This is a genomic window from Streptomyces sp. NPDC090442 (assembly GCF_044769405.1).
In the GTDB taxonomy this organism is placed as follows: Bacteria; Actinomycetota; Actinomycetes; order Streptomycetales; family Streptomycetaceae; genus Streptomyces.
Genome location: NZ_JBIVXW010000006.1, coordinates 1 through 20,470 on the forward strand (window position 1 = coordinate 1; position 20,470 = coordinate 20,470).

16 protein-coding genes are annotated in these 20,470 nt (G+C 72.4%); 7 read left to right on the plus strand and 9 right to left on the minus strand.

Annotation, left to right across the window (positions count from 1 at the left end; genetic code table 11):
• The first annotated feature begins 105 nt into the window (after nucleotides 1-105).
• Entirely contained in the window at nucleotides 106-720 is a 615-nt protein-coding gene (locus tag ACIQU6_RS06550) for a GNAT family N-acetyltransferase (protein WP_403480510.1), read from the plus strand.
• A 76-nt stretch (nucleotides 721-796) separates the two neighbouring features.
• On the opposite strand, the gene ACIQU6_RS06555 is transcribed toward ACIQU6_RS06550, so the two are convergent.
• The 4 genes from ACIQU6_RS06555 to ACIQU6_RS06570 form a co-directional block, all read right to left on the minus strand.
• Complete coding sequence (locus tag ACIQU6_RS06555) at nucleotides 797-2,383, minus strand: adenosine deaminase (protein WP_403480511.1); 1,587 nt, start codon at nucleotides 2,381-2,383, stop codon at nucleotides 797-799.
• A 123-nt stretch (nucleotides 2,384-2,506) separates the two neighbouring features.
• Nucleotides 2,507-4,084: an amidase family protein gene (locus ACIQU6_RS06560; protein ID WP_403480512.1), complete on the minus strand. Its 1,578-nt coding sequence runs from the start codon at nucleotides 4,082-4,084 to the stop codon at nucleotides 2,507-2,509.
• A gap of 182 nt (nucleotides 4,085-4,266) precedes the next feature.
• On the minus strand, nucleotides 4,267-5,043 hold the full coding sequence (locus ACIQU6_RS06565; RefSeq protein WP_403480513.1) for a MerR family transcriptional regulator: 777 nt from the start codon (nucleotides 5,041-5,043) through the stop codon (nucleotides 4,267-4,269).
• 176 nt (nucleotides 5,044-5,219) lie between these two features.
• The gene (locus ACIQU6_RS06570) at nucleotides 5,220-6,665 is read right to left on the minus strand and encodes a glyceraldehyde-3-phosphate dehydrogenase (protein WP_403480514.1); all 1,446 of its coding nucleotides are present in this window, start codon (nucleotides 6,663-6,665) and stop codon (nucleotides 5,220-5,222) included.
• 242 nt (nucleotides 6,666-6,907) lie between these two features.
• Here ACIQU6_RS06570 and ACIQU6_RS06575 point away from each other — a divergent pair, with 242 nt between their 5' ends.
• From ACIQU6_RS06575 to ACIQU6_RS06590, 4 genes are all read left to right on the plus strand, one after another.
• The gene (locus ACIQU6_RS06575; protein WP_403480515.1) at nucleotides 6,908-7,639 is read left to right on the plus strand and encodes a FadR/GntR family transcriptional regulator; all 732 of its coding nucleotides are present in this window, start codon (nucleotides 6,908-6,910) and stop codon (nucleotides 7,637-7,639) included.
• A complete protein-coding gene (locus ACIQU6_RS06580) occupies nucleotides 7,636-8,667 on the plus strand; it encodes an asparaginase (RefSeq protein WP_403480516.1) in 1,032 nt (343 codons plus the stop codon). The genes ACIQU6_RS06575 and ACIQU6_RS06580 overlap by 4 nt, the downstream gene beginning before the upstream one ends.
• Nucleotides 8,668-8,717: 50 nt before the next feature.
• On the plus strand, nucleotides 8,718-10,121 hold the full coding sequence (gene aspA, locus ACIQU6_RS06585) for an aspartate ammonia-lyase (RefSeq protein ID WP_403480517.1): 1,404 nt from the start codon (nucleotides 8,718-8,720) through the stop codon (nucleotides 10,119-10,121).
• Between the two features lie 159 nt (nucleotides 10,122-10,280).
• Entirely contained in the window at nucleotides 10,281-11,075 is a 795-nt protein-coding gene (locus ACIQU6_RS06590) for a carbon-nitrogen hydrolase family protein (RefSeq protein WP_403480518.1), read from the plus strand.
• A gap of 79 nt (nucleotides 11,076-11,154) precedes the next feature.
• On the opposite strand, the gene ACIQU6_RS06595 is transcribed toward ACIQU6_RS06590, so the two are convergent.
• The 5 genes from ACIQU6_RS06595 to ACIQU6_RS06615 all read right to left on the minus strand — a co-directional run bounded on the left by ACIQU6_RS06595 (nucleotide 11,155) and on the right by ACIQU6_RS06615 (nucleotide 18,660).
• On the minus strand, nucleotides 11,155-12,732 hold the full coding sequence (locus tag ACIQU6_RS06595) for an APC family permease (protein ID WP_403480519.1): 1,578 nt from the start codon (nucleotides 12,730-12,732) through the stop codon (nucleotides 11,155-11,157).
• Nucleotides 12,733-12,850: 118 nt separating this feature from the next.
• The gene (locus ACIQU6_RS06600; RefSeq protein ID WP_403480520.1) at nucleotides 12,851-14,014 is read right to left on the minus strand and encodes an aromatic ring-hydroxylating dioxygenase subunit alpha; all 1,164 of its coding nucleotides are present in this window, start codon (nucleotides 14,012-14,014) and stop codon (nucleotides 12,851-12,853) included.
• A 105-nt stretch (nucleotides 14,015-14,119) separates the two neighbouring features.
• Nucleotides 14,120-16,582 carry an FAD-dependent oxidoreductase gene (locus ACIQU6_RS06605; RefSeq protein ID WP_403480521.1) on the minus strand — a complete coding sequence of 821 codons (2,463 nt, stop codon included), beginning with the start codon at nucleotides 16,580-16,582 and terminating at the stop codon, nucleotides 14,120-14,122.
• On the minus strand, nucleotides 16,579-17,664 hold the full coding sequence (locus ACIQU6_RS06610; RefSeq protein WP_403480522.1) for an S-(hydroxymethyl)mycothiol dehydrogenase: 1,086 nt from the start codon (nucleotides 17,662-17,664) through the stop codon (nucleotides 16,579-16,581). The genes ACIQU6_RS06605 and ACIQU6_RS06610 overlap by 4 nt, the downstream gene beginning before the upstream one ends.
• 252 nt (nucleotides 17,665-17,916) lie before the next feature.
• Nucleotides 17,917-18,660: an IclR family transcriptional regulator gene (locus ACIQU6_RS06615; protein WP_403480655.1), complete on the minus strand. Its 744-nt coding sequence runs from the start codon at nucleotides 18,658-18,660 to the stop codon at nucleotides 17,917-17,919.
• A gap of 282 nt (nucleotides 18,661-18,942) precedes the next feature.
• Here ACIQU6_RS06615 and ACIQU6_RS06620 point away from each other — a divergent pair, with 282 nt between their 5' ends.
• Both ACIQU6_RS06620 and ACIQU6_RS06625 read left to right on the plus strand, forming a co-directional pair.
• Nucleotides 18,943-19,266 carry a bifunctional 3-phenylpropionate/cinnamic acid dioxygenase ferredoxin subunit gene (locus ACIQU6_RS06620; protein WP_403480523.1) on the plus strand — a complete coding sequence of 108 codons (324 nt, stop codon included), beginning with the start codon at nucleotides 18,943-18,945 and terminating at the stop codon, nucleotides 19,264-19,266.
• Nucleotides 19,263-20,468 (plus strand): NAD(P)/FAD-dependent oxidoreductase, encoded by a 1,206-nt coding sequence (locus ACIQU6_RS06625; RefSeq protein ID WP_403480524.1) that lies wholly within the window; start codon nucleotides 19,263-19,265, stop codon nucleotides 20,466-20,468. The genes ACIQU6_RS06620 and ACIQU6_RS06625 overlap by 4 nt, the downstream gene beginning before the upstream one ends.
• Nucleotides 20,469-20,470 lie beyond the last annotated feature (2 nt).

The following is a 20,470-nucleotide window of genomic DNA, read 5'->3' on the forward strand; positions in this document are numbered from 1 at the left end:
GGCCGGACGAACTCCCACTCAGCATCCGACAGTTCATGGCGACGTATCACCCCACCATGATCCACCACCCAAGATCATTTGAAGACACGACCTAGGCTGCCGCCCATGCGCCCCCTCACGATCAACGAGTCCGACCACGAGACCGTCGTCCTGGATGCCCACGCGCTGGCCGCCGACCCCGAACTGGCCGCGGAATTCCCCCGATCCGCGCACCGGATCCTCGCCGGCCTGGTCGCCGACGGCGCGCCGCTCGGCTGGGTCGATCCGCCCGGGCCCGCGGAGGTCGCCGAATTGATCGACCGGGTACTGACCGCCGCCGCGGCCGGCGACGGGGCGCTGCGCGCCGCCTACGCCGGCCGCACCCTGATCGGCCTGGGCTACTGGCTGCGCTACGCCCGCCCCACCCACCGCCCGCACGCCGACCTGGAGAAGCTGGCGGTGGCCGGCACCGCGCACCGCCGCGGCATCGGTCGGACGCTGGCCGGCGCGCTGATCGCCGACGCCCGGGCCGCCGGCATCGAGGTCCTCACCCTGGACGCCCGGGCCGACAACGCCCACGCGCTGCGGCTGTACCGGTCGTTGGGCTTCCGCGAATACGGCCGCATTCCCGGTTTCGTGGCCATCGGGGAACGCCGTTGGGACAAGGTCTGCTACCTGCTGGACTTCCGCGCGGAGACGGGTCAGGCGCCGGAGGCGACGGAGGCGTCCGAGACGGCATAGCCGGGACATGGTCGGGCCCCGGCGCCCCGTCGTGGACGGGTGCGCCGGGGCCCGGGCCGGCCGCCGCGGTCAGCGGTCAGCCGTGACTGAACTGCCGCTCGAAGGAGGCGAAGGCGGCCTCCTGCCGCCACTCGACGGCCGCCTTGGGGCTGTCCGCGAGCAGCCGCCGGCAGGCCGCGCCGGGGGTTCCGTTGCCGGGGACCTGTCCGCGGCAGGCGGCGACGGGGTGGTAGCCGTGCCGGGTCGGGTTGCCCTGCCACAGGCTGCGGCCGGAGAGGAAGGAGTACTGGAGCGAGGCGCGGGCCAGGTCCTTCAGCTCGCCGTAACCGAGGTGGTACGTCGTGGCGGCGTACTGGTACTCGTGGCTGATGTCGATCCGGGAGACGCCGGGGTCGTCGGTGGCCAGCACGATCGGCACGCCGTACGCGCGGTAGGTGTTGAAGGGGTGCTCGTCACCCTTCACGCCGAGGATCTGGGCGTTGCTGGTGAAGGGCACCTCGACGGCCACCTCACGGGCGGCCATGGTGCGCGCCAACTGCTGCCAGCCGTCCTCGTGGACGAGGTCGACGCCGTGGCCGATGCGCTCGGCGTGGGCGACGTTGACCGCCTCGTTGATGTGGAACTTCAGGTCCTCCGGCTTGACCAGGCCCGGCGCCAACTCACCCGCGTGCAGGGTGATGTGGGCCTTCGGGTAGACCTGGTGCAGATAGTTCAGCATCCGCATCTGGAGGCGGTAGTCGCTCAGCGCGCGCTCGCCGTCCTCGGGCTGGACGAGGTTGACGGCGGTGAACCGCGGGTCCCGCTCGGCCAGTCGCAGCCCGACCTCCATCTGCGTGAAGACCCGCTCGGGGCTGCTGCCGCGGGAGACCTGGGAGTTCCAGCGGACGGTCAGTCGGCAGCCGGGGGCGGCGTGCGCGGTGCCGCAGTGGGAGGTGGCGCGGAACTCGGCGTCCGCGTCGTCGGCCTCCTTGCGGGCCGTGGCGACCAGTCGGTCCAGCTTGCCGTCGGCTGCCAGGTCCCGGTGCATGCGGGCGAAGTCGGGGTGCCAACCCACCTGGTCGGCAACCTTCTTGGCCTCCTCGGAGGCGGGGGTGACCAGGGTCTCCAGATAGAACTGGTTCTGCGCGGCGATGCCGTCGGCGACCTTCGACAGCAGCTTGCCGCGGTGCCGCCAGGTCACCTCACCGAACTTCCCGAACGTGTCGAAGAAGTGGTCGTGGCCCGACCCGCCGGCCGGGAAGTCCTGCATCGACCAGGCCCGCAGCAACGCGTCGTGGAAGGTCCGGTCGGTCTTGGCGTCCGCCGCCGGCCGCTTGCCTTCGCCGCACGGCCCCGGCACCGCCGTCATCGTCTTGGTCTCGATGCACAGCTCGTCCTCGGCGGCCAGCGTGATCAGGTACTCGGTGGGTATCGCGCCGGACAGGTGGTTGTGCAGATCACCCCCCTTGGGGAGCTGCCGGAAGAAGCCGCGCAGTTGCGCCGGGTCGGAGCGGACGGACTCCAGGTAGGCGGCGGTGCGCGCCTCGGCCGGGTTCAGCGGGCGGGCCGAGGGCGACGGGGAGGAAGGGGGGTTGGCCGGCTGGGCGGCAGCCGGCACGGCGGACACTATCGACAGGGTACTGAGGGCGGCCAGACCGGTCCGGAGGACCCGGCGACGGTGCATGGCACGACGACGATCATCAATCACCGAGGTATCTTCGTCACCCGATCGAGGGATTGCGAGGACCTTTTCGGCACATTCTTCCGAACGGGTGTCTCAAGGTTGGCGCAAAGCCGACGAACCCGTTCAGTGGGGGCCGTCGGAGCCCAGGGTCGGCAGGTAGCGCGGGGCTCGCCAGGCGTGCAGGCGGTGTTCCACCGCGGCGCCCAGCGACAGCAGTCGCTCGTCCTGGCGGTTGCCGGCCATCAGCAGCAGGCCGACGGGGAGTTGGTGCACCGTTCCGGCGGGCACCGACAGCGACGGGTAGCCGGACACCGCCGCCGGCGTCGAGGACGGGATGAGGTCGGTGTCGCCCCGTTGGCAGTCCGTCGTCCAGGCGGGCGGGTTGGTCGGCGCGGCGATGGCGTCGAGGTGGTGCGCGGCCATGGTCTCGTCGATGGAGCGCCGGGACAGGTCCTTCAACTCGGCGCGCCCCGCACGGTACTCGGGGTCCGTGGTGGGCGGCGCGGCCAACGCCTTCTCGAAGAGTTCCTGGCCGGCGAAGCAGGTGCGCTCCGCCGGGTGGCTGCGGTTGAACGCGATCAGCTCGGCGAGGTTCTGCGGCCCCTTGCGGGTGGGAAGGTAGGCGTCGATGTCCCGGTGGAACTCGCTGAGCAGCGCCGGGTATTCGAGCTCGGCCAACCGCTTCTGGTAGGGCGGCGTCACCTCGACGACCTCGGCGCCGGCCTGCCGCAGCGCGTTGGCGGTCCGGGACATCACGGCGTCCACGTCCGGCCCGAGCTCGGGCAGTCGCCACAGGCCGATCCGCTTGCCGCGCAACCCGTCGGAGTGCGCCAACGGGGCCTGGACGGCGGCGGGTTCGCGCCCGCTGAGCACCGCGAAGGTGAGCGCGGTGTCGATCACGTTGCGCGCCATCGGGCCGGCGGTGTCCTGCTCCGCGGAGATCGGCACGATCCCGGACTGGCTCACCAGGCCGAGGCTGGGCTTGTGCCCGACCACGCCGTTCATCCCAGACGGGCACACGATGGAGCCGTCCGTCTCGCTGCCGATGGCCACCTGCGCCAGCGACGCGGCGAGCGCGGCGGCCGAACCGGCGGAGGAGCCGCACGGATTACGGTCCAGCACAAAGGGGTTGTGGGTCTGTCCACCCACCGCCGACCAGCCCGAAGTGGGCTTGTCCGCACGGAAGTTGGCCCACTCCGACAGATTGGTCTTGCCGAGGATCACCGCGCCCGCGTCCCGCAGCCGGGTCACCAGGACGGCGTCCCGGTCGGGCGGGCTGCCGGCCAGCGCCAGCGAGCCGGCGGTCGAGGCCAGGCCCCGGGTGTTCACATTGTCCTTGAGCAGGACGGGGATGCCGTCGAGCGGGCCGAGCGGGGCGCCGCGGCGGTGCCGGGCGTCGCTGGCTGCGGCCTGGCGCAGCGCCGTCGGGTCGGTGCGCAACACCGCGTGGATCCTGGGGTCGATGGCCTCGATCCGCGCCAGGTAGGCGGCGGTCAGGGCCGAGGACGTCAGCGAGCCGTCGGTCATCCGTGCCTGGAGTTCCGGGATCGTCACCGTGTCCAGATCGACGCCCGGCAGCGCGGGCGAACCGGCGTGCGGCGACGGGCCGTCGGCGGCCCGGGCGCGCGACTGCGGCACACCGGCACACAGCGAGCCCGCGACCAGCGCGGCGAACAACGTGATGGCGCTCCGCTTCCTCATGTTCCCCCAGCCCCTCCTGTTGCCCATGAGGGTCAGCCGACTACACGCCGGCCGCGGAGCGCAAGGGTCTTTCACGCCCCACCGTCCGGGGACGGACGGACGCGGGGCGCGCGGGCGGGTCCCCCGCGCGCGGGGCACGTACTGCCGGAGGTCTGCAGCCCCCCGACAGCGTGCGTGCGCGATCAGCTCAGCCGGGCACCGGCGTAGACGATCATCGCCGCGCGCAGGTACTCGGCCAGCCCCTCGGCGATCTTCTCGAAGTTGCCCCGCATCTGCGGGTCATCGACGTACCGCTGGGCCAGGCCCTCGTAGGCGGCCTTGTTGGGCGTCCAGAAGCGGCACACGCCCTGGTAGTGGGCCACCACCTCGGTCTGCACGGCGGGGTCGTCCGCCGGTGCGCCGGCCACCATGAACTCCGCCATGCGGATCAGTTGCGCCGTCACCTCGCGCTGCCAGCGCTCGGTGTCCTCCGCGGTCATGCCCTCGACGGCCTGCCGGGACTGCTCCCAGGCCGCCGGCCACCGCTCGCGGACCTCCGCCTCGACCTCGGCCTCGTAACGGGACGGCTCGAACCCCTCGAAGAGGTTCTCCGGCCGGTTGATCTGGACCGTCATGTCCTCGCTCCCCTCGTCCTTCTCCAGGTCGGCGATGGTGCGGGCGACCGTCCGGGCCAGCGTCTGAAGCCGGCTCCGCTCCCCCAGCAACCGCCGGTGGTGCTCGCGCAGCACGGCCACCCGGTCCCGCTGGCTGTCCAGGACCTCACGGATCTCCCGCAGTCCCACGCCCAGCTCCCGCATCAGCAGGATCTGTTGCAACCGCAGCAGATCCGCCTCCGCGTAGTACCGGTGTCCGTTGCTGCCGATCCCCGCGGGCGGCAACAGGCCGATCTCGTCGTAGTGCCGCAGCGTCCGGGACGTCACCCCGGACATCCGGGCCACCTCCGCGATCGACCAGTTCATGGTCGCTGCTCCCCTCGCCGGGCCGGTCGTTCCGGCCACACCCAAGACCGTAGGAGTTGACGCAACGGAAGCCGCAAGTCGAAACGGCGAACGGGCCGCGCGCCGGAGGAAAACGGGAGGGCGACCGGTGCCGGGTGCGGCACCGGTCGCCCTCCCTGGAGCGGTCGGTCGGCGGGTCAGGCCACCGGCGCCGGGTAGGTCGGGTACTCCACGCCGGAGACGTACTGGACGACCCTGATGACCTGGCAGGAGTAGCCGAACTCGTTGTCGTACCAGAGGTAGAGGATCGCGTTGTCGCCCTCGACCTTGGTGGCGCCGGCGTCGACGATCGAGGCGTGCCGCGAGCCGATGAAGTCGCTGGAGACCGCGTCGGGGGCGCTGATGAAGTCGATCTGGCGCTTGAGCGGCGAGGTCAGCGACACGTCGCGGAGGTGGTCCAGGACCTCCTCGCGGGTGGTCTCGCGGGCCAACTGGAGGTTGAGGATGGCGATCGAGACGTCCGGCACCGGGACCCGGATCGAACTGCCGGTGATCTTCGCTTGGAGGTCGGGCAGCGCCTTGGCGACGGCGGAGGCGGCGCCGGTCTCGGTGATGACCATGTTGAGCGGCGCGGAGCGGCCGCGGCGCTCGGACTTGTGGTAATTGTCCAGCAGGTTCTGGTCGTTGGTGAACGAGTGGACGGTCTCCACGTGGCCGCGCAGCACGCCGTACTCGTCGGCCATCGCCTTCAGCGGCGGCACGATCGCGTTGGTGGTACAGGACGCGCAGGACAGGATCTGCTCGTCCGGCTTGATCATGTCGTGGTTGACGCCGTGCACGATGTTGGGCACGTCGCCCTTGCCCGGGGCGGTCAGCACCACCTTGTCGATGCCCGGACGCAGGTGCTTCGACAGGCCCTCGCGGTCGCGCCACTTGCCCGTGTTGTCGATGAGGATGGCGTCCTTGATGCCGTACGCCGTGTAGTCGACCTCGGACGGGTCGTTGGCGTAGATCACCTTGATCTCGTTGCCGTTGGCGATGATCGCGCTGTTGGCCTCGTCGACGGTGATGGTGCCCTGGAACTGGCCGTGGATGGAGTCGCGGCGCAGCAGCGAGGCGCGCTTGACGATGTCCTCCTCGCCGCCGCCGCGGACGACGATGGCGCGCAGCCGCAGGCCGTTGCCGGAGCCGGACTTCTCTATGAGCAGGCGGGCCACCAGGCGGCCGATGCGACCGAAGCCGTAGAGGACGACGTCGCGGCCCTCGCGGCACTCGATCTTGTTGGCGCCGGTGGCGCCGGCGACCGCCTCGGCGGTGAACTCCTCGACGGACAGGCCGCGGTCGTCGGACCGGTAGGTCGCGGCGAGCATGCCGATGTCGATCTGGGCCGGACCGAGGTCGAGCGTGGTGAGCGCCTGGAGGAACGGCAGCGTCTCGGTGACCGAAAGCTCCTCGCCGGCGATCTGGCGGGCGAAGCGGTGCGTCTTGAGGATGCTGACCACCGACTTGTTCACCAGGGAGCGGCTGTGGAGCAGGACGGTGACGTCACGCTCCCGGTGCAGCTTCCCGATGAGCGGGATCATCGACTCCGCGATCTCCTCGCGGATCTTCCAGTTGGTGAACGAGTCGTCGTTGACAGTCACAGGCTTATCTCTCGATCGAGCTAGGCGGTGCTCATATGCTAACCACACGCCGTTTCGACCTTTCACGCGGTGTCCGGGTGGCCGGAATCCCGGCTTCCGGTGGAAGGTGAACCAGCCTGCAGGGCAACGGAGTTGAGGACACGGAGTCGCCCGGGAACCGGGCTTCCGGTCGCTCCGGGCATGACGCACGCCTCACCTCCGCCCGCTTGACAACTCCCCCGCACCCGACCGACCATCCCCGGGTGAACCTGTCAGACAGCCAGACAGCCGGCGACATATCCAGCCCCGCGGTGCCACGGCGCGTGAGCGCCATGGAGGCCGTGCTGAGCCATCTGCGCGGGGCCATCGAGCGCGGCGAGTACGCGGTCGGGGACAAGCTGCCCTCCGAGGCCGAGCTGTGCCGCCGCCTCGAAGTGAGCCGCCCGGTGCTCCGCGAGGCGCTGCGCGCCCTCCAGACGATGGGACTCACGGTCTCCCGCACCGGCAAGGGCACCTTCGTGGTCTCCGACGGCGCGGTGCCGGACCCCACCTTCGGCGACTACGCGGCCAGCGACCTGCTGGAGGTCCGCCGCCATGTCGAGGTCCCGGTGGCCGGCTACGCCGCGGTGCGCCGGACGCCGGAGGACCTCGACCATCTGACGCACCTGCTGGAGCGGATGGAGCGGGAGACCGACACCACCGCCTGGGTCGCCATGGACACGCTGTTCCATCTGGCGATCGCCCAGGCCGCCCGGAACCCGGTGTTCCGGCGGGTGATCGAGGAGATCCGCGACGCCCTGGCCCGCCAGTCGGCCTTCCTCAACGACGTCGGCGGGCGGCGCGAGCAGTCGAACCGGGAGCACCGGGCGATCGTCGAGGCGCTCGTGGACCGCTCCGAGCACGACTCCGTCGAGGCGATGCGGCACCACCTCGCCCGGGTCGAGACCACGCTGTCCACCATCGTGCGGACCGGCCGGGCCGGGGGCGAGGCATGAGCGCGGGGCGGCCGGTGGCCCCGCCGCCGGTACTGCGCACGCCCGGGCACGTCCCGGTCGCCCAGGTCGTCCGCGGCGGCCTCGTGGAGGGCGTCCACCACGGCTCGGTGGTGGTGCTGGCCGCGGACGGCTCGGTGGTATACCAACTCGGCGACGCCGAGGCCGCGTTCTACCCCCGCTCGGCGCTCAAGCCACTGCAGGCCGTCGGGCTGCTGCGGGCCGGACTGCCGCCGCTGGACGACCCGGCGCTGGCCCTGGTCGCGGCCAGCCACTCCGGCGGGGAACGCCACCTGGCCACCGCCCGGCGCATCCTGCGCGACGGCGGAGTGACCGAGGGCGATCTGCGCAACGTGCCCGACCTGCCCTACGGGACGGCCGAGCGGGAGGCGTGGCTCGCCCGCGGCCTGGGCCCCGATCGGCTCGCCCAGAACTGCTCAGGCAAGCACGCCGCGATGCTGGCGGCGGCGCGCGCCCGCGGCTGGCGGCTGGACACCTACCTCGACCCCGAGCACCCGCTCCAGCGCCAACTCGCCGCGACCGTCGAGGAGTTGACCGGTCAGGGCATCGCCCAGACCACCGTCGACGGCTGCGGCGCACCGCTGTTCGCGGTCTCGCTGCGGGGACTCACCCGGGCCGCGGCCCGCCTGGCGACCGCCACACCGGACACCGCCCCGGGCCGGGTGGCACACGCCATGCGGCACCACCCCGAGATGGTCTCCGGCCACGACCGGGACGTCGCCCACCTGGTCCGCGCCGTGCCCGGACTGCTGGCCAAGGACGGCTTCGAGGGCGTCCAGATCGCGGCGCTGCCGGACGGCCGGGCGGTCGGCGTGAAGATCGCCGACGGCGCCGACCGGGCCCGGATGCCGGTCACCGCCGCGGCGCTGGCCCACTGCGGCATCGACCCCGAGGTACTCGCCCCGTTCGCCACCCACCCCGTCCTGGGCGGCGGTTCGGCGGTCGGCGCCGTGCAACCGGTCGCCCCACTGCGCGACGACCGCCTCCTCCCCCGCTCCGCGGCGGCCTGACCCGCGCCGCGCTCCCCCGTACCGCCTCCCACCCCACGAAGGACCCCGTCATGACCTCCGGCCACCGCCGCGAACACGATCTGCTCGGCGAGCGCGAGATACCCGCGGACGCCTACTGGGGCGTGCACACCCTGCGCGCCGTCGAGAACTTCCCCATCACCGGCACCGCGATCTCCGGCTACCCGCACCTGATCGACGCGCTCGCCGCCGTCAAGGAGGCCGCGGCCCGCGCCAACGCCGAACTCGGCCTGCTCGCCCCGGAGAAGGCCGACGCGATCGCCGCCGCCTGCCGGGAGATCCGGGACGGCCACCTGCACGACCAGTTCGTCGTCGACGTCATCCAGGGCGGCGCCGGCACCTCCACCAACATGAACGCCAACGAGGTGATCGCCAACCGGGCGCTGGAGCTGCTCGGCCACGCCAAGGGCGACTACGCCCCGCTGCACCCCAACGAGCACGTCAACCTCAGCCAGTCGACCAACGACGCCTATCCCACCGCGGTGAAGGTCGCCACCGTGATCGCGGTCCGCGAGCTGCTGGCGTCGATGACCGTGCTGCGGGAGGCGTTCGCGGCCAAGGCCGAGGAGTTCCGGGACGTCCTCAAGATGGGCCGCACCCAGCTCCAGGACGCGGTGCCGATGACGCTGGGCCAGGAGTTCTCGGCGTATGCGGTGATGTTGGAGGAGGACCAGGGCCGGCTGGCCGAGGCGGTGACCCTGATCCACGAGATCAACCTCGGCGCCACCGCCATCGGCACCGGTCTCAACGCCCCGAAGGGCTATGCCGAGTCGGTCCGGCGCCATCTGGCGGAGATCACCGGGCTGCCGTTGGTGACCGCGGCCAACCTGGTGGAGGCCACCCAGGACTGCGGGGCCTTCGTCCACCTCTCCGGCGTCCTCAAGCGGATCGCGGTCAAGCTCTCCAAGAGCTGCAACGACCTGCGGCTGCTCTCCTCCGGTCCGCGCGCCGGACTCGCGGAGATCAACCTGCCGCCGGTGCAGGCCGGTTCCAGCATCATGCCGGGCAAGGTCAACCCGGTGATCCCGGAGGTGGTCAACCAGGTCGCCTTCGAGGTGATCGGCAACGACGTCACCATCACCATGGCCGCCGAGGCCGGGCAGCTCCAGCTCAACGCCTTCGAACCGGTCATCCTGCACGCGCTGTCGGAGAGCATCACCCACCTCGGGGCGGCCTGCCGCACCCTCGCCGAACGCTGCGTCAACGGCATCACCGCCAACACCGAGACCCTCCGGGAGAGCGTGCAGAACTCCATCGGCCTGGTCACCGCCCTCAACCCGCACATCGGCTACACCGCGGCGACCGCGATCGCCAAGGAGGCCCTGGCCACCGGGCGCGGGGTCGCCGAACTGGTCCTGGAGCGAGGGCTGTTGCCCGCCGACCGGCTCGCCGCGCTGCTGCGCCCGGAGGAGCTCGCCGGCGCGGACCGGGCCTGACCGGCGGGGCGTCGTCCGAGGCCGAGGCACCGGCGCGACGGCCGGCGTCCCCGAGGGGGAGCTGTGGTGCGGGCGCGGCACGGCGTACCGTCCAAGGCAGGGCGGCCCGCGCGATCTCTTTGTGGGTCGTGGGACCGGAGACGACGGGAGAGAGTGCCGATGCGTATCGCGCTGTGCCAGATGACCTCTTCGACCGAGCCGAAGGAGAACCTCGCACACCTCGCGGAGCTGGTGCGCCGGGCCGCGGCCGAGGGGGCCCGACTGGCGGTGCTGCCGGAGGCCGCGATGGTGCGCTTCGGGGTGCCGCTGGGGCCGGTGGCCGAGCCGTTGGACGGGCCGTGGGCCGAGGGCGTGCGGTCGGTGGCCGAGGAGACCGGGGTGACGGTGGTGGCGGGGATGTTCACCCCGGCACCGGACGGCCGGGTGGCCAACACCCTGCTGGCGACCGGGCCCGGGGTGGAGGCGTCCTACGACAAGATCCACCTCTACGACGCGTTCGGGTTCCGGGAGTCGGACACCGTGGCGCCGGGCGACCGGGTGGTGACGATCGACGTGGACGGCGTCCGGGTGGGCCTGGCGACCTGCTATGACCTGCGGTTCCCCGAGCTGTTCCGGGCGCACGCGGACGCCGGGGCGACGGTGTCGCTGCTGCCCGCGTCCTGGGGCGCGGGCCCCGGCAAGCGGGAGCAGTGGGACCTGCTGGTGCGGGCCAGGGCGCTGGACGCGACGGTGTGGCTGGCGGCGGTTGGCCAGGCGGCGCCGGACCAGGACGCCGACCCGGAGACGCCCACCAAGGCACCCACCGGGGTGGGCCACAGCGCGCTGATCGGCCCGGACGGGACGGTCCGGGCGCGACTGGGCGGCGCCCCCGGGCTGCTGCTCGGCGAGGTGGACCCGGCGGAGGCCGAGCGGGTCCGGCGGGCGGTGGCCGTGCTGGACAACCGCCGTCTGTAGCCGGCCCGTTCGGCCCCCGTCCGTCGCTGGGGTCGGCCCCTCGGGCAGGCCCAAGCGACGGACGGCGCGGGCGCTCCGGTCAGTCGTGCGCCGGGACGGTGAGCGGGGTGCCGGTGTCGTCGCCGTCGGGGTCGGACGGTGGTGCGGCGTGGTCGGCGAGGACGCCGGTGCGGTGGCGCTGGACGCACCAGTAGTAGGCGAAGCCGCCGAGCGCGACCAGGCCGACGAAGAGCACCGCGCCCCAGCGCAGGTACCAGTGGTGCGGCGGGGCGGCGTTGTAGACGGCGTCGCGCGGCCAGGCCAGGTTGACGATCATGGCGGCGCCCCAGAGGACGGCGACGGCGTTGACCGGCAGTCCCCAGCGGCCCAGGCTGAACCGGCCGCCGCCGGCCGGCTGCCATCTGCCGCGCACCCTGGCCACCAGCATCGGCGCGGTGACCAGCAGATACGCCGTGTAGATCATGATGATGCCGAGGCTGGTGACGACCGAGAAGATCTGCGGCTGACGGATGTTGAGGACCAGCACGCCCAGCGACAGCACGCCGATGATCACCGCGGGCAGGACCGGGGTGCGAAAGCGCGGGCTGAGCCTGGCGAGCCGGGCGGCGAACGGGAGGTTGGTGTCCCGGGCCATCGCGAAGGTGAGCCGGATGGCGGCGGTGTGCACGGCCAGCGCGCAGACCGTGACGGCGATCAGCACGCACCACAGCATCGCCTTGCCGACGGTGTCGCCGAGGACGTTCAACACGACGTACTGGAGGCCGTCAGTGGTCAGCCCCTTGCCGTCGAGGCTTCCGACGCTCATCAGGGCGAGCAGCAGGACCAGCCCGCCGAGCAGGAACGAGGCGATCAGCGCGCGCAGGATGGCGCGCGGGGCGTTGCGCGAGGGGTCCAGGGACTCCTCGCCGAGCGAGGCCGCGGTGTCGAAGCCGTACATGACGTAGGCGGAGGCCAGCGAGGCGGTGAGGAACGCGCCAAGATAGCCGAGGTGTTGGCCGGAACCGGTGTGGTGGGTCTGGAGGAGCACGCCGGGGCCGCGGACGACGTGCACCGCGAGCAGCACGATCAGGACGACGGTGGCGATCAACTCGACGAAGACACCGGCGGTGTTGATGCGGGCCATCAGCTTGACGCCGAAGGCGTTGACCAACGTGGTGAAGAGGATCAGCACGGTGGCCAGGACCACCGCGTTGGTCGCGGTGTCGTAGGGGCCGGTGCCGTCGCCGACGAACTGGAAGGCGCGGGATATCTGCGGGAGCGTCAGTTGGTAGGAGAGCGCGACCGCGGCCAGCGAGACGATGGAGGCGACCAGCATCATCCAGCCGGCGAGCCAGCCGACGTGCGGATTGCCCAGCTTCTTGGCCCAGTTGTAGACGGAGCCGGCGACGGGGTGGCGGGCGGCCAGTTCGGCGAAGGAGAGCGCGACCGTCAACTGGCCGACGAAGACCATCGGCCAGGACCACCAGTAGGCCGGGCCGCCATGACCGAATCCGAAGTAGAAGAGCTGGAAGGTGCCGGTGAGGATGGAGATGTAGCTGATACCGGCGGCGAAGGTGTGGAAGTTGCCGAGGGTGCGCTTGAGTTCGGGGCGGTAGCCGAATTCGGCCAGGCCGGTGTCGTCCTCGGGTGCCGGGTCCGTGCCGTGAGTTGGAGTCAAGGGCCGTCCTCCTCCGTACGCCGCCGGTGCGCGAGCTTGGGATGGTAGTCGTTGCTCCGGACGGTGCCCAGGTGCACGGCTGAGGCAGGGGGTGCGAGGCCGACGGCCCTCGACGCGCTCAAACGGACACGCCCGCCAACTGCGCGGTGACCCAGGCGTGGAAGGCCCCGATGTGGTGCTCGCTGGGTACCAGCACGCCGCCGTCGCGGTAGGCGCGGGAGTCCATGGCCGGCTGGGTGCGTTCGCAGGCGTCGAAGTCCTGGGTGTTGACGCGGTGGAACAGCTCGACGGACTTGGCGGTGTCGGCGCCGGACTCCACGACCTCGGGGAGGTACAGCCAGTCGCACTCGACCAGGGTGCGGTCGGCGGCGAGCGGGAACATCCGGTGCAGGATGACGTGGTCGGGGACGAGGTTGAGGAAGACCTGCGGGCGGACGGTCACCGCGTAGTAGCGCCGGTCCTGGCTGTCGTCGATGCCGGGCAGCCGGCCGAAGCCGGCGCTGCCGTCCACGGTGAAGCCGCGGGCCTCCTCGGCGAACTCGGCGCCGTGCCCGACGTAGTACTGGGCGGCCAGGCCGTCCGCGAACTCCGGGAGCACTTCGGTGAGTTCGGGGTGGATGGTGGCGCAGTGGTAGCACTCCATGAAGTTCTCGACGATCAGCTTCCAGTTGGCCCGCACGTCATAGCTGATGCGGCGGCCCAGGGCCAGGCTCTCGGTGCGGTAGCGGTCCAGGGCGGCGATCTCGCCCAGCCGCTCGACGGCCGCGCCGATCACGGTGTCCTCGAACGACGGCGGTTCGTCGGCCAGGCACACCCAGGCGTAGCCGAGCCATTCCCGCACCGGGACGCTGACCAGGCCGCGTTCGGTGCGGTCCAGGTCCGGCATCTTCTGGAGGTTGGGGGCGGCCACCAGACGGCCGTCCAGGTCGTAGGTCCAGGCGTGGTACGGGCATTGGAGGTTGCGGCGGACCTGGCCGGACTCCTCGGTGCACAGCCGGGCGCCGCGGTGCCGGCAGATGTTGAGGAAGGCGCGGAGCGCGCCGGCGCGGTTGCGGGTGACCAGCACGCTCTCCCGGCCGACCTGCACGGTGCGGAAGGCGCCGGGCCGGGCGAGGTCGGCGCCGCGGACGGCGCAGAACCACAACCGCTCGAAGATCAGCTCCTGTTCGCGGCGGAAGTGGTCCGGGTCGGTGTAGGCGCGGCCGGGGAGGGTGGCGATCAGGCTGGGCGCGGCGGGGGTCGGGGCGGGCGTGGGGCGGGTTTCGGCGGGCGAGGTCGTCATGGCTGCTCTCCTCGGGCGACCGGGGCGACGGAGCGGCGGGAAGGGACGAGCGGGGCGGTCCGGGGCGGTGCGCGGTGATGGCGTGACCCATCGGTCAGAGGCGCCCTAGCGGCGGATGCGGGTCATCTGCGGGTCGAAGAGCGGTTCTTGGGCGACGGTCGCGGCGAACCGCTGCCCGAAGTAGTCGAGGTGGAGGGCAGTGCCGGGCACCGCGGCGGTCGCCGGCAGCCAGGCGTAGGCGATGCACCGGCCGAGGGTGTAGCCGTAGGCGGCGGAGGTGACATAGCCGACCGGGACGCCGTCGCGGAGGACGGGTTCCTTGCCGAGGACGTTGGCGGTGGGGTCGTCGAGGGTGAGGCAGGCGAGCTTGCGGGTGGCCGTCTCCTCGCTGCGGCCCTCCAGGGCGGCCCGGCCGAGGAAGTCGCCCTTGGCGGGGCGGACGGCGAAGCCGAGGCCGGCCTCGTAGGGGTCGTGTTCGGTGGTCATGTCGTGGCCCCAGGAGCGGTAACCCTTCTCCAGGCGGAGGCTGTTGAAGGCGCTGCGGCCGGCGGCGATCACGCCGTGCTCCCGGCCGGCGGCCCAGAGCGTGTCCCAGAGCCGGAGCCCGAGGTCGGCGGTGGTGTAGAGCTCCCAGCCGAGCTCGCCGACGTAGCTCAGGCGCAGCGCGGTGACCGGGACGTGGCCGATATGGGTCCGCTTGGCCCTGAAGTAGCCGAAGGCCCCGTGCGAGAAGTCGTCGCGGGTCAGCGGCTGGACGAGGGCGCGGGCGAGCGGGCCCCAGACACCGATGCAGCAGGTGCCGGAGGTGATGTCGCGGACATGGACGTCCCCGGGGGCGTGCCGGAGCAGCCAGTCGAGGTCGGCGGGGCTGTTGGCGCCGAGTTGGAAGTGGTCGGGGGCGAGCCGGGCCACGGTGAGGTCGGAGCGGATGCCGCCGGTCTCGTCGAGGAGCAGGGTGTAGGTCACCGCGCCGGGTTTCTTGGCCAGTTGGTTGGTGGTCATGCGCTGGAGGAAGTCCAGGGCGCCGGGTCCACTGACCTCCAGGCGGCGCAGCGGCGTCATGTCGTAGAGGGCGACCCGCTCGCGGGTGACGGCGGCCTCGGCGGCGGCGATCGGCGACCAGTAGCGGGCGGCCCAGGCGTCCCGTTCGGGGAGGTCGAGCCCCTCGGCGAGCGGGGCGTTGGCCTCGTACCAGTGGGGGCGTTCCCAGCCGCCGGCCTCCAGGAAGGCGGCGCCGAGCTCCTGTTGACGTGGGTAGAAGGGGCTGGTGCGCAGCGGGCGGGGTTGTTCCAGGGGCTGGAGGGGGTGGATGACGTCGTAGACCTCGACGAAGCTCTGGGCGCCGCGCTCCGCTATGTAGGCGGGTGAGCGCTGGGCGTCCTCGAAGCGGGTGAGGTCGCATTCGTGGACGTCGGTGGCGGGGCGGCCGTCGCTCATCCACTCGGCGACGGCCTTGGCGACGCCGGCGGAGTGGGTGACCCAGACCGCCTCGGCGAGCCAGAAGCCGCGCAGGGTGCGGGACTCGCCGAGGACCGGCATCCCGTCGGGTGTGAAGGAGAAGACCCCGTTGAAGCCGTCGGCGACCCGGGAGCCGCCGAGGGCCGGCAGCAGCCCGACGCTGTCGCGCCAACTGGGCGCGAAGTCCTCGGCGGTGAAGGGCAGCGAGGACGGCATCACCGGGGCGTCGTCGTAGGCGGGGACGGTGAACGGGTCGACGGGCAGGGGGCGGTGGGCGTAGGAGCCGATGCCGATCCGGTCGACGTGTTCGCGGAAGTAGAGGTCGCGGTCCTGGTAGCGGAGGATCGGCCGACTGGCCTCCTCGCGGGGGTCGTTGAGGCCGGCGAGTTCCGGCAGTGGGGCGGTGGTGGCGTACTGGTGGGCCAGCGGCAGCAGCGGCACGTCCACGCCGGCGAGCGAGCCGATCACCGGTCCCCAGAAGCCGGCGGCGGAGACCACGTGGTCGGCGGGGAAGACGCCGTGGTCGGTGACGACGCCGGTGACGGCGCCGGCCGCCCGCTCGATGCCGGTGACGGTGTGCCGCCCGAGGAAGCGGGCGCCACGGCCCTCGGCCCGGGCCATCTGGGCGCGGCAGGCGGGCAGCGCGCGGGCCAGGCCGTCGTCCGGGGTGTACAGGCCGCCGAGGACCCTGCCCTCGTCGAGCAGCGGCCAGAGCTTCTTGCACTGCTGGGCGTCGAGGAGTTCGCCGCGGACGCCCCAGGAGGCGGCGAGGCCGGCCTTGCGGTGGAGGTCGGCCCAGCGGGCCTCGGTGGTGGCGATCTCCAGGCCGCCGACGGGGTGGAAGCAGGGCAGGCCGTCGACGTCGAGGGAGCCGAGCTTCCGGACGGTGTAGGCGGCGAACTCGGTCATGGTCTTGGAGGGGCCGGTCTGGAAGACCAGGCCGGGGGCGTGCGAGGTGGAGCCGCCGGGCGCGGGCAGCGGCCCCTGGTCGAGGACGGTGACCTCCCGCCAGCCGCGGGCGGTGAGTTCGTCGGCGAGCGAGCAGCCGACGATGCCGGCGCCGATGATGACGACCCGGGCGCGGCCGCGGTCGCGCAGCGGGGCGGTCACAGGACCACCACCGAACGCAGCACCTGGCCGTCCCGCATCTTGTCGAACGCGGCCTCCACCCCGTCCAGGCCGATGGTCTCGGTGACGAAGCCGCCGAGGTCGAGCCGTCCGCTGAGGTAGCGGTCGATCAGGACCGGGAAGTCCCGGCTGGGCAGGCAGTCGCCGTACCAGGAGGACTTCAGCGCGCCGCCGCGGGAGAACAGGTCGATCAGCGGCAGGTCGATGGTCATGTCCGGTTCGGGGACGCCGACTTGGACGAGGGTGCCGGCCAGGTCGCGCATGTAGAAGCCCTGGCGGTAGGTCTCGGGGCGGCCGACCGCGTCGATGACCACGTCCGCGCCGTGGCCGCCGGTCAGCTCGCGGACCGCCTCGACGGGGTCGGTGCGGCGGGAGTTGACGGTGTGGGTGGCGCCGAAGCGGGTGGCACCGTCGAGTTTGCGCTCGTCGATGTCGACGGCGATGACCCGGCGGGCGCCGGCGATCGAGGCGCCGGCGATGGCGGCGTTGCCGACGCCGCCGCAGCCGATCACGGCGACCGTGTCGCCGCTGCCGACCGCCCCGGTGTGCACGGCGGCGCCGTAACCGGCCATCACCCCGCAGCCGATCAGCCCGGCCGCCTCGGGGCGGGCCGAGGCGTCCACCTTGATCGCCTGTCCGGCGGCGACCAGCGTCTTCTCGGCGAACGCGCCGATGCCGAGGGCGGGGCTGAGCGGGGTGCCGTCCAACAGCGTCATCTGCTGGGTGGCGTTGCGGGAGTCGAAGCAGTACCAGGGGCGGCCGCGCCGGCAGGACCGGCACTGGCCACACGGCGCCCGCCAGGCCAGCACCACGTAGTCGCCGGGCACGAGGTCGGTGACGCCGTCGCCGACGGCCTCGACGATGCCGGCCGCCTCATGGCCGAGCAGAAAGGGGAAACCGTCGTTGATGGCACCCTCGCGGTAGTGCAGATCGGTGTGGCAGACCCCGCTGGCCTGGACGTCGACGAGCACCTCTCCGGGGCCGGGATCCGGCACCAGAATCGTCTGCGGACCGACGGGTGCGCCCTTTTTCGCCGCGACGACGGCATGGACTTCGTGTGGCATGCCCTACCCCTCAGTGTTGCGCACTGCACGACTAGTTGCGCGATGGGAGACATCTTGGGAACGGCGTATCGGTAGCGTCAAGAGGTGCGCGCTAGCGGTTTGTAAAGGGATGGTTACGCAAGCGGACGCACGGCGGAGCGCCGGCGCACGGCCCGGGCACACGGCCGCGGGGCCGGATCAACGACCCGGCCCCGCGGCCCAGTTGCCCCATCAGGCGGTCAACGGGCACCCCGCCCGGACCGCCGCTCCCCCTCAACAGGCGTACCCCATCCGCCGGGAGAGCTCCTCACCGGCGGCGACGGTGCGCTTGACCACCTCCGGCAGCCGCTGCTCGTCCAGCCGGTACGCCGGGACCGACACGCTGATCGCCCCGATGACCGAGCCGTCGTGCGCCCGCACCGGGGCGGCGACCGCGCGCAGTCCCAGCTCCAACTCCTCCACCGCCACCGCGAAGCCCCGCTCCACCACCTCGGCCAACTGATCGCGCAGCTCGACCGGCGAGGTCACGGTCCGCTCGGTCAGCCGGGGCAACTTCCGCGCCAGCACGGCCTCCCGGACCGTCGGCGGCTGATAGGCCAGCAGCGCCTTGCCGCTGGACGTGGCGTGCAGCGGCGTGCGCCGGCCGAGCCAGTTCTGCGCGGTGACCGACGCCGGCCCGCGCGCCTGCATGATGTTCACCGCGGCATCGCTCTCCAGCACGGCGATGTTCACCGTCTCGCCCAACTCGTCGGCGAGCGTGCGGCATACGGCCGCGCCCTCCTGGGAGATGTCCAGCCGCACCGCGGCGGCCCCGGCCAGCCGCAACACCCCGGCGCCGAGGTAGTACTTGCCGCGCTCCTGTTCCTGGGCGACCAGCCCGCGGTGCTCCAGCACGCCCAGCAGTCGGAACGCGGTCGACTTGTGCACGCCCAACTCGTCGGCGATCTCGGTCACTCCGGCCTCGCCGAGTCTGGCCAGGATCTCCAGCACCGTGACCGCCCGGTCCACCGACTGCACCGCGCTCGCCGCTCCTCTGGACGGCTTGCCCGCCCCCGCGTCGTGCGGCTTCGACTCCGACCTGCCTGCCGGCCGCTTCTCCGCCCGCGCCTCCGCCTTGGCCGATTCCGTCATAGATCCGTGTCACCACCCAGCTCGCCGCCACCATCCAGCGGCCCGATCGGGCCGGCTTTCCCGGAGACCGCTTGACGGGCCAGGTCTCCGACTGGATTCTGTTGCGCATAACGCTTTGTCGTGCGGATTGCGAAACTCAAGAGTACCGAACAGTAACAGGGGGGCCCAGTGATTCCCGTCTGCCACCTCGCTGAACTGCCCGCCGGCGAGTCCGTTCGCCTCGACACCGCACCTCCGATCGCCGTGTTCAACGCCGACGGAGAGCTGTACGCCATCGACGACACCTGCACCCACCAAGACGCCTCGCTCGCGGACGGGTGGCTGGAGGGGTGTCTGGTCGAATGCCCGCTGCACGCCGCTTCATTCGATCTCCGCACCGGAGCCGCGACCTGCCTGCCCGCCCGCCGCCCCGTCCGCACCCACCCCGTCTCCGTCGAGAACGGCATGGTCTACGTCCACCTCACCGCCGAGGAAGAAGGCACCGCCGCATGAAGTCGGTCACCGTCATCGGGGCCTCGCTGGCCGGGCTGTACGCCGCGCGTGCGCTGCGCGCGCAGGGGTACGACGGCCGGTTGACCCTCGTCGGGGCGGAGCCCCACCGCCCCTACGACCGCCCGCCGCTCTCCAAGGAGTTCCTCACCGCACCCACCACCGCGGACGACCCCGACCAGGACCCGGCCGCGCTGCCCGCGCTCGCCCTCACCGACGCCGAGGAACTCGCCGAACTCGACGCGGACTGGCTCCTGGGCACCCGCGCCACCGGCCTGGACACCCGCCTGCGCACCATCCGACTCGACACCGGGCGCACCCTCACCACCGACGGCGTGGTGCTGGCCACCGGCGCCACCCCGCGCCGACTCCCCGGCCCCGCACCGGTCGGCTCGCACACCCTGCGCACCGTCGACGACGCCCGGGCGCTGCGGGCCGACCTGACCCGCGGCGGCCCGGCCCAAGTCGTGGTCGTCGGCGGCGGCTTCATCGGCGCCGAGGTCGCCGCCTCGTGCTCCGCCCTCGGCCACCGGGTCACCGTCGTGGAGGCCGCGCCACTCCCCCTCGTCCCCCAACTGGGGCACGCCATGGCCGAGTTGTGCTCCCGTCTCCACGGCGATCACGGCGTCGCGCTGCTCACCGGCACCGGCGTCCGGCAGTTGCACGCCGGGGGCGACGGCGGCCGGGTCACCGCCGTGGAGCTCTCCGACGGCCGGCTGCTGCCCGCCGACGTCGTCGTCACCGGCATCGGCGTCCGCCCGCACACCGACTGGCTCGAAGGCTCCGGGCTGCCGCTCGGCGACGGCGTCCGCTGCGACGCCGGCTGCGTCACGCCGATCCCCACCGTCGTGGCCGCCGGCGACGTCGCCCACGTGGCCGGCGCCCGCGCCGAACACTGGACCAGCGCCACCGAACAGGCCGGCACCGCCGTGCACAACCTCCTCGCCGGCCGCACCGTGCGCACCCCCCGCACCGTCCCCTACTTCTGGTCCGACCAGTACGGCGTCCGCATCCAGTTCGCCGGCAGCCGGGCGCCCGGCGACGTCCCCCGCATCGTCGAGGGCTCCCCGGACGACCGCAGCTTCCTCGCCCGCTACGAACGCGACGGCCGCACCACCGCCGTGCTCGCCCTCAACCGCCCCCGCCCCTTCATGCGCCTGCGCCGCGAACTGGCCCGCGCACAGCAGCCGACCGCCACCACCTGAAC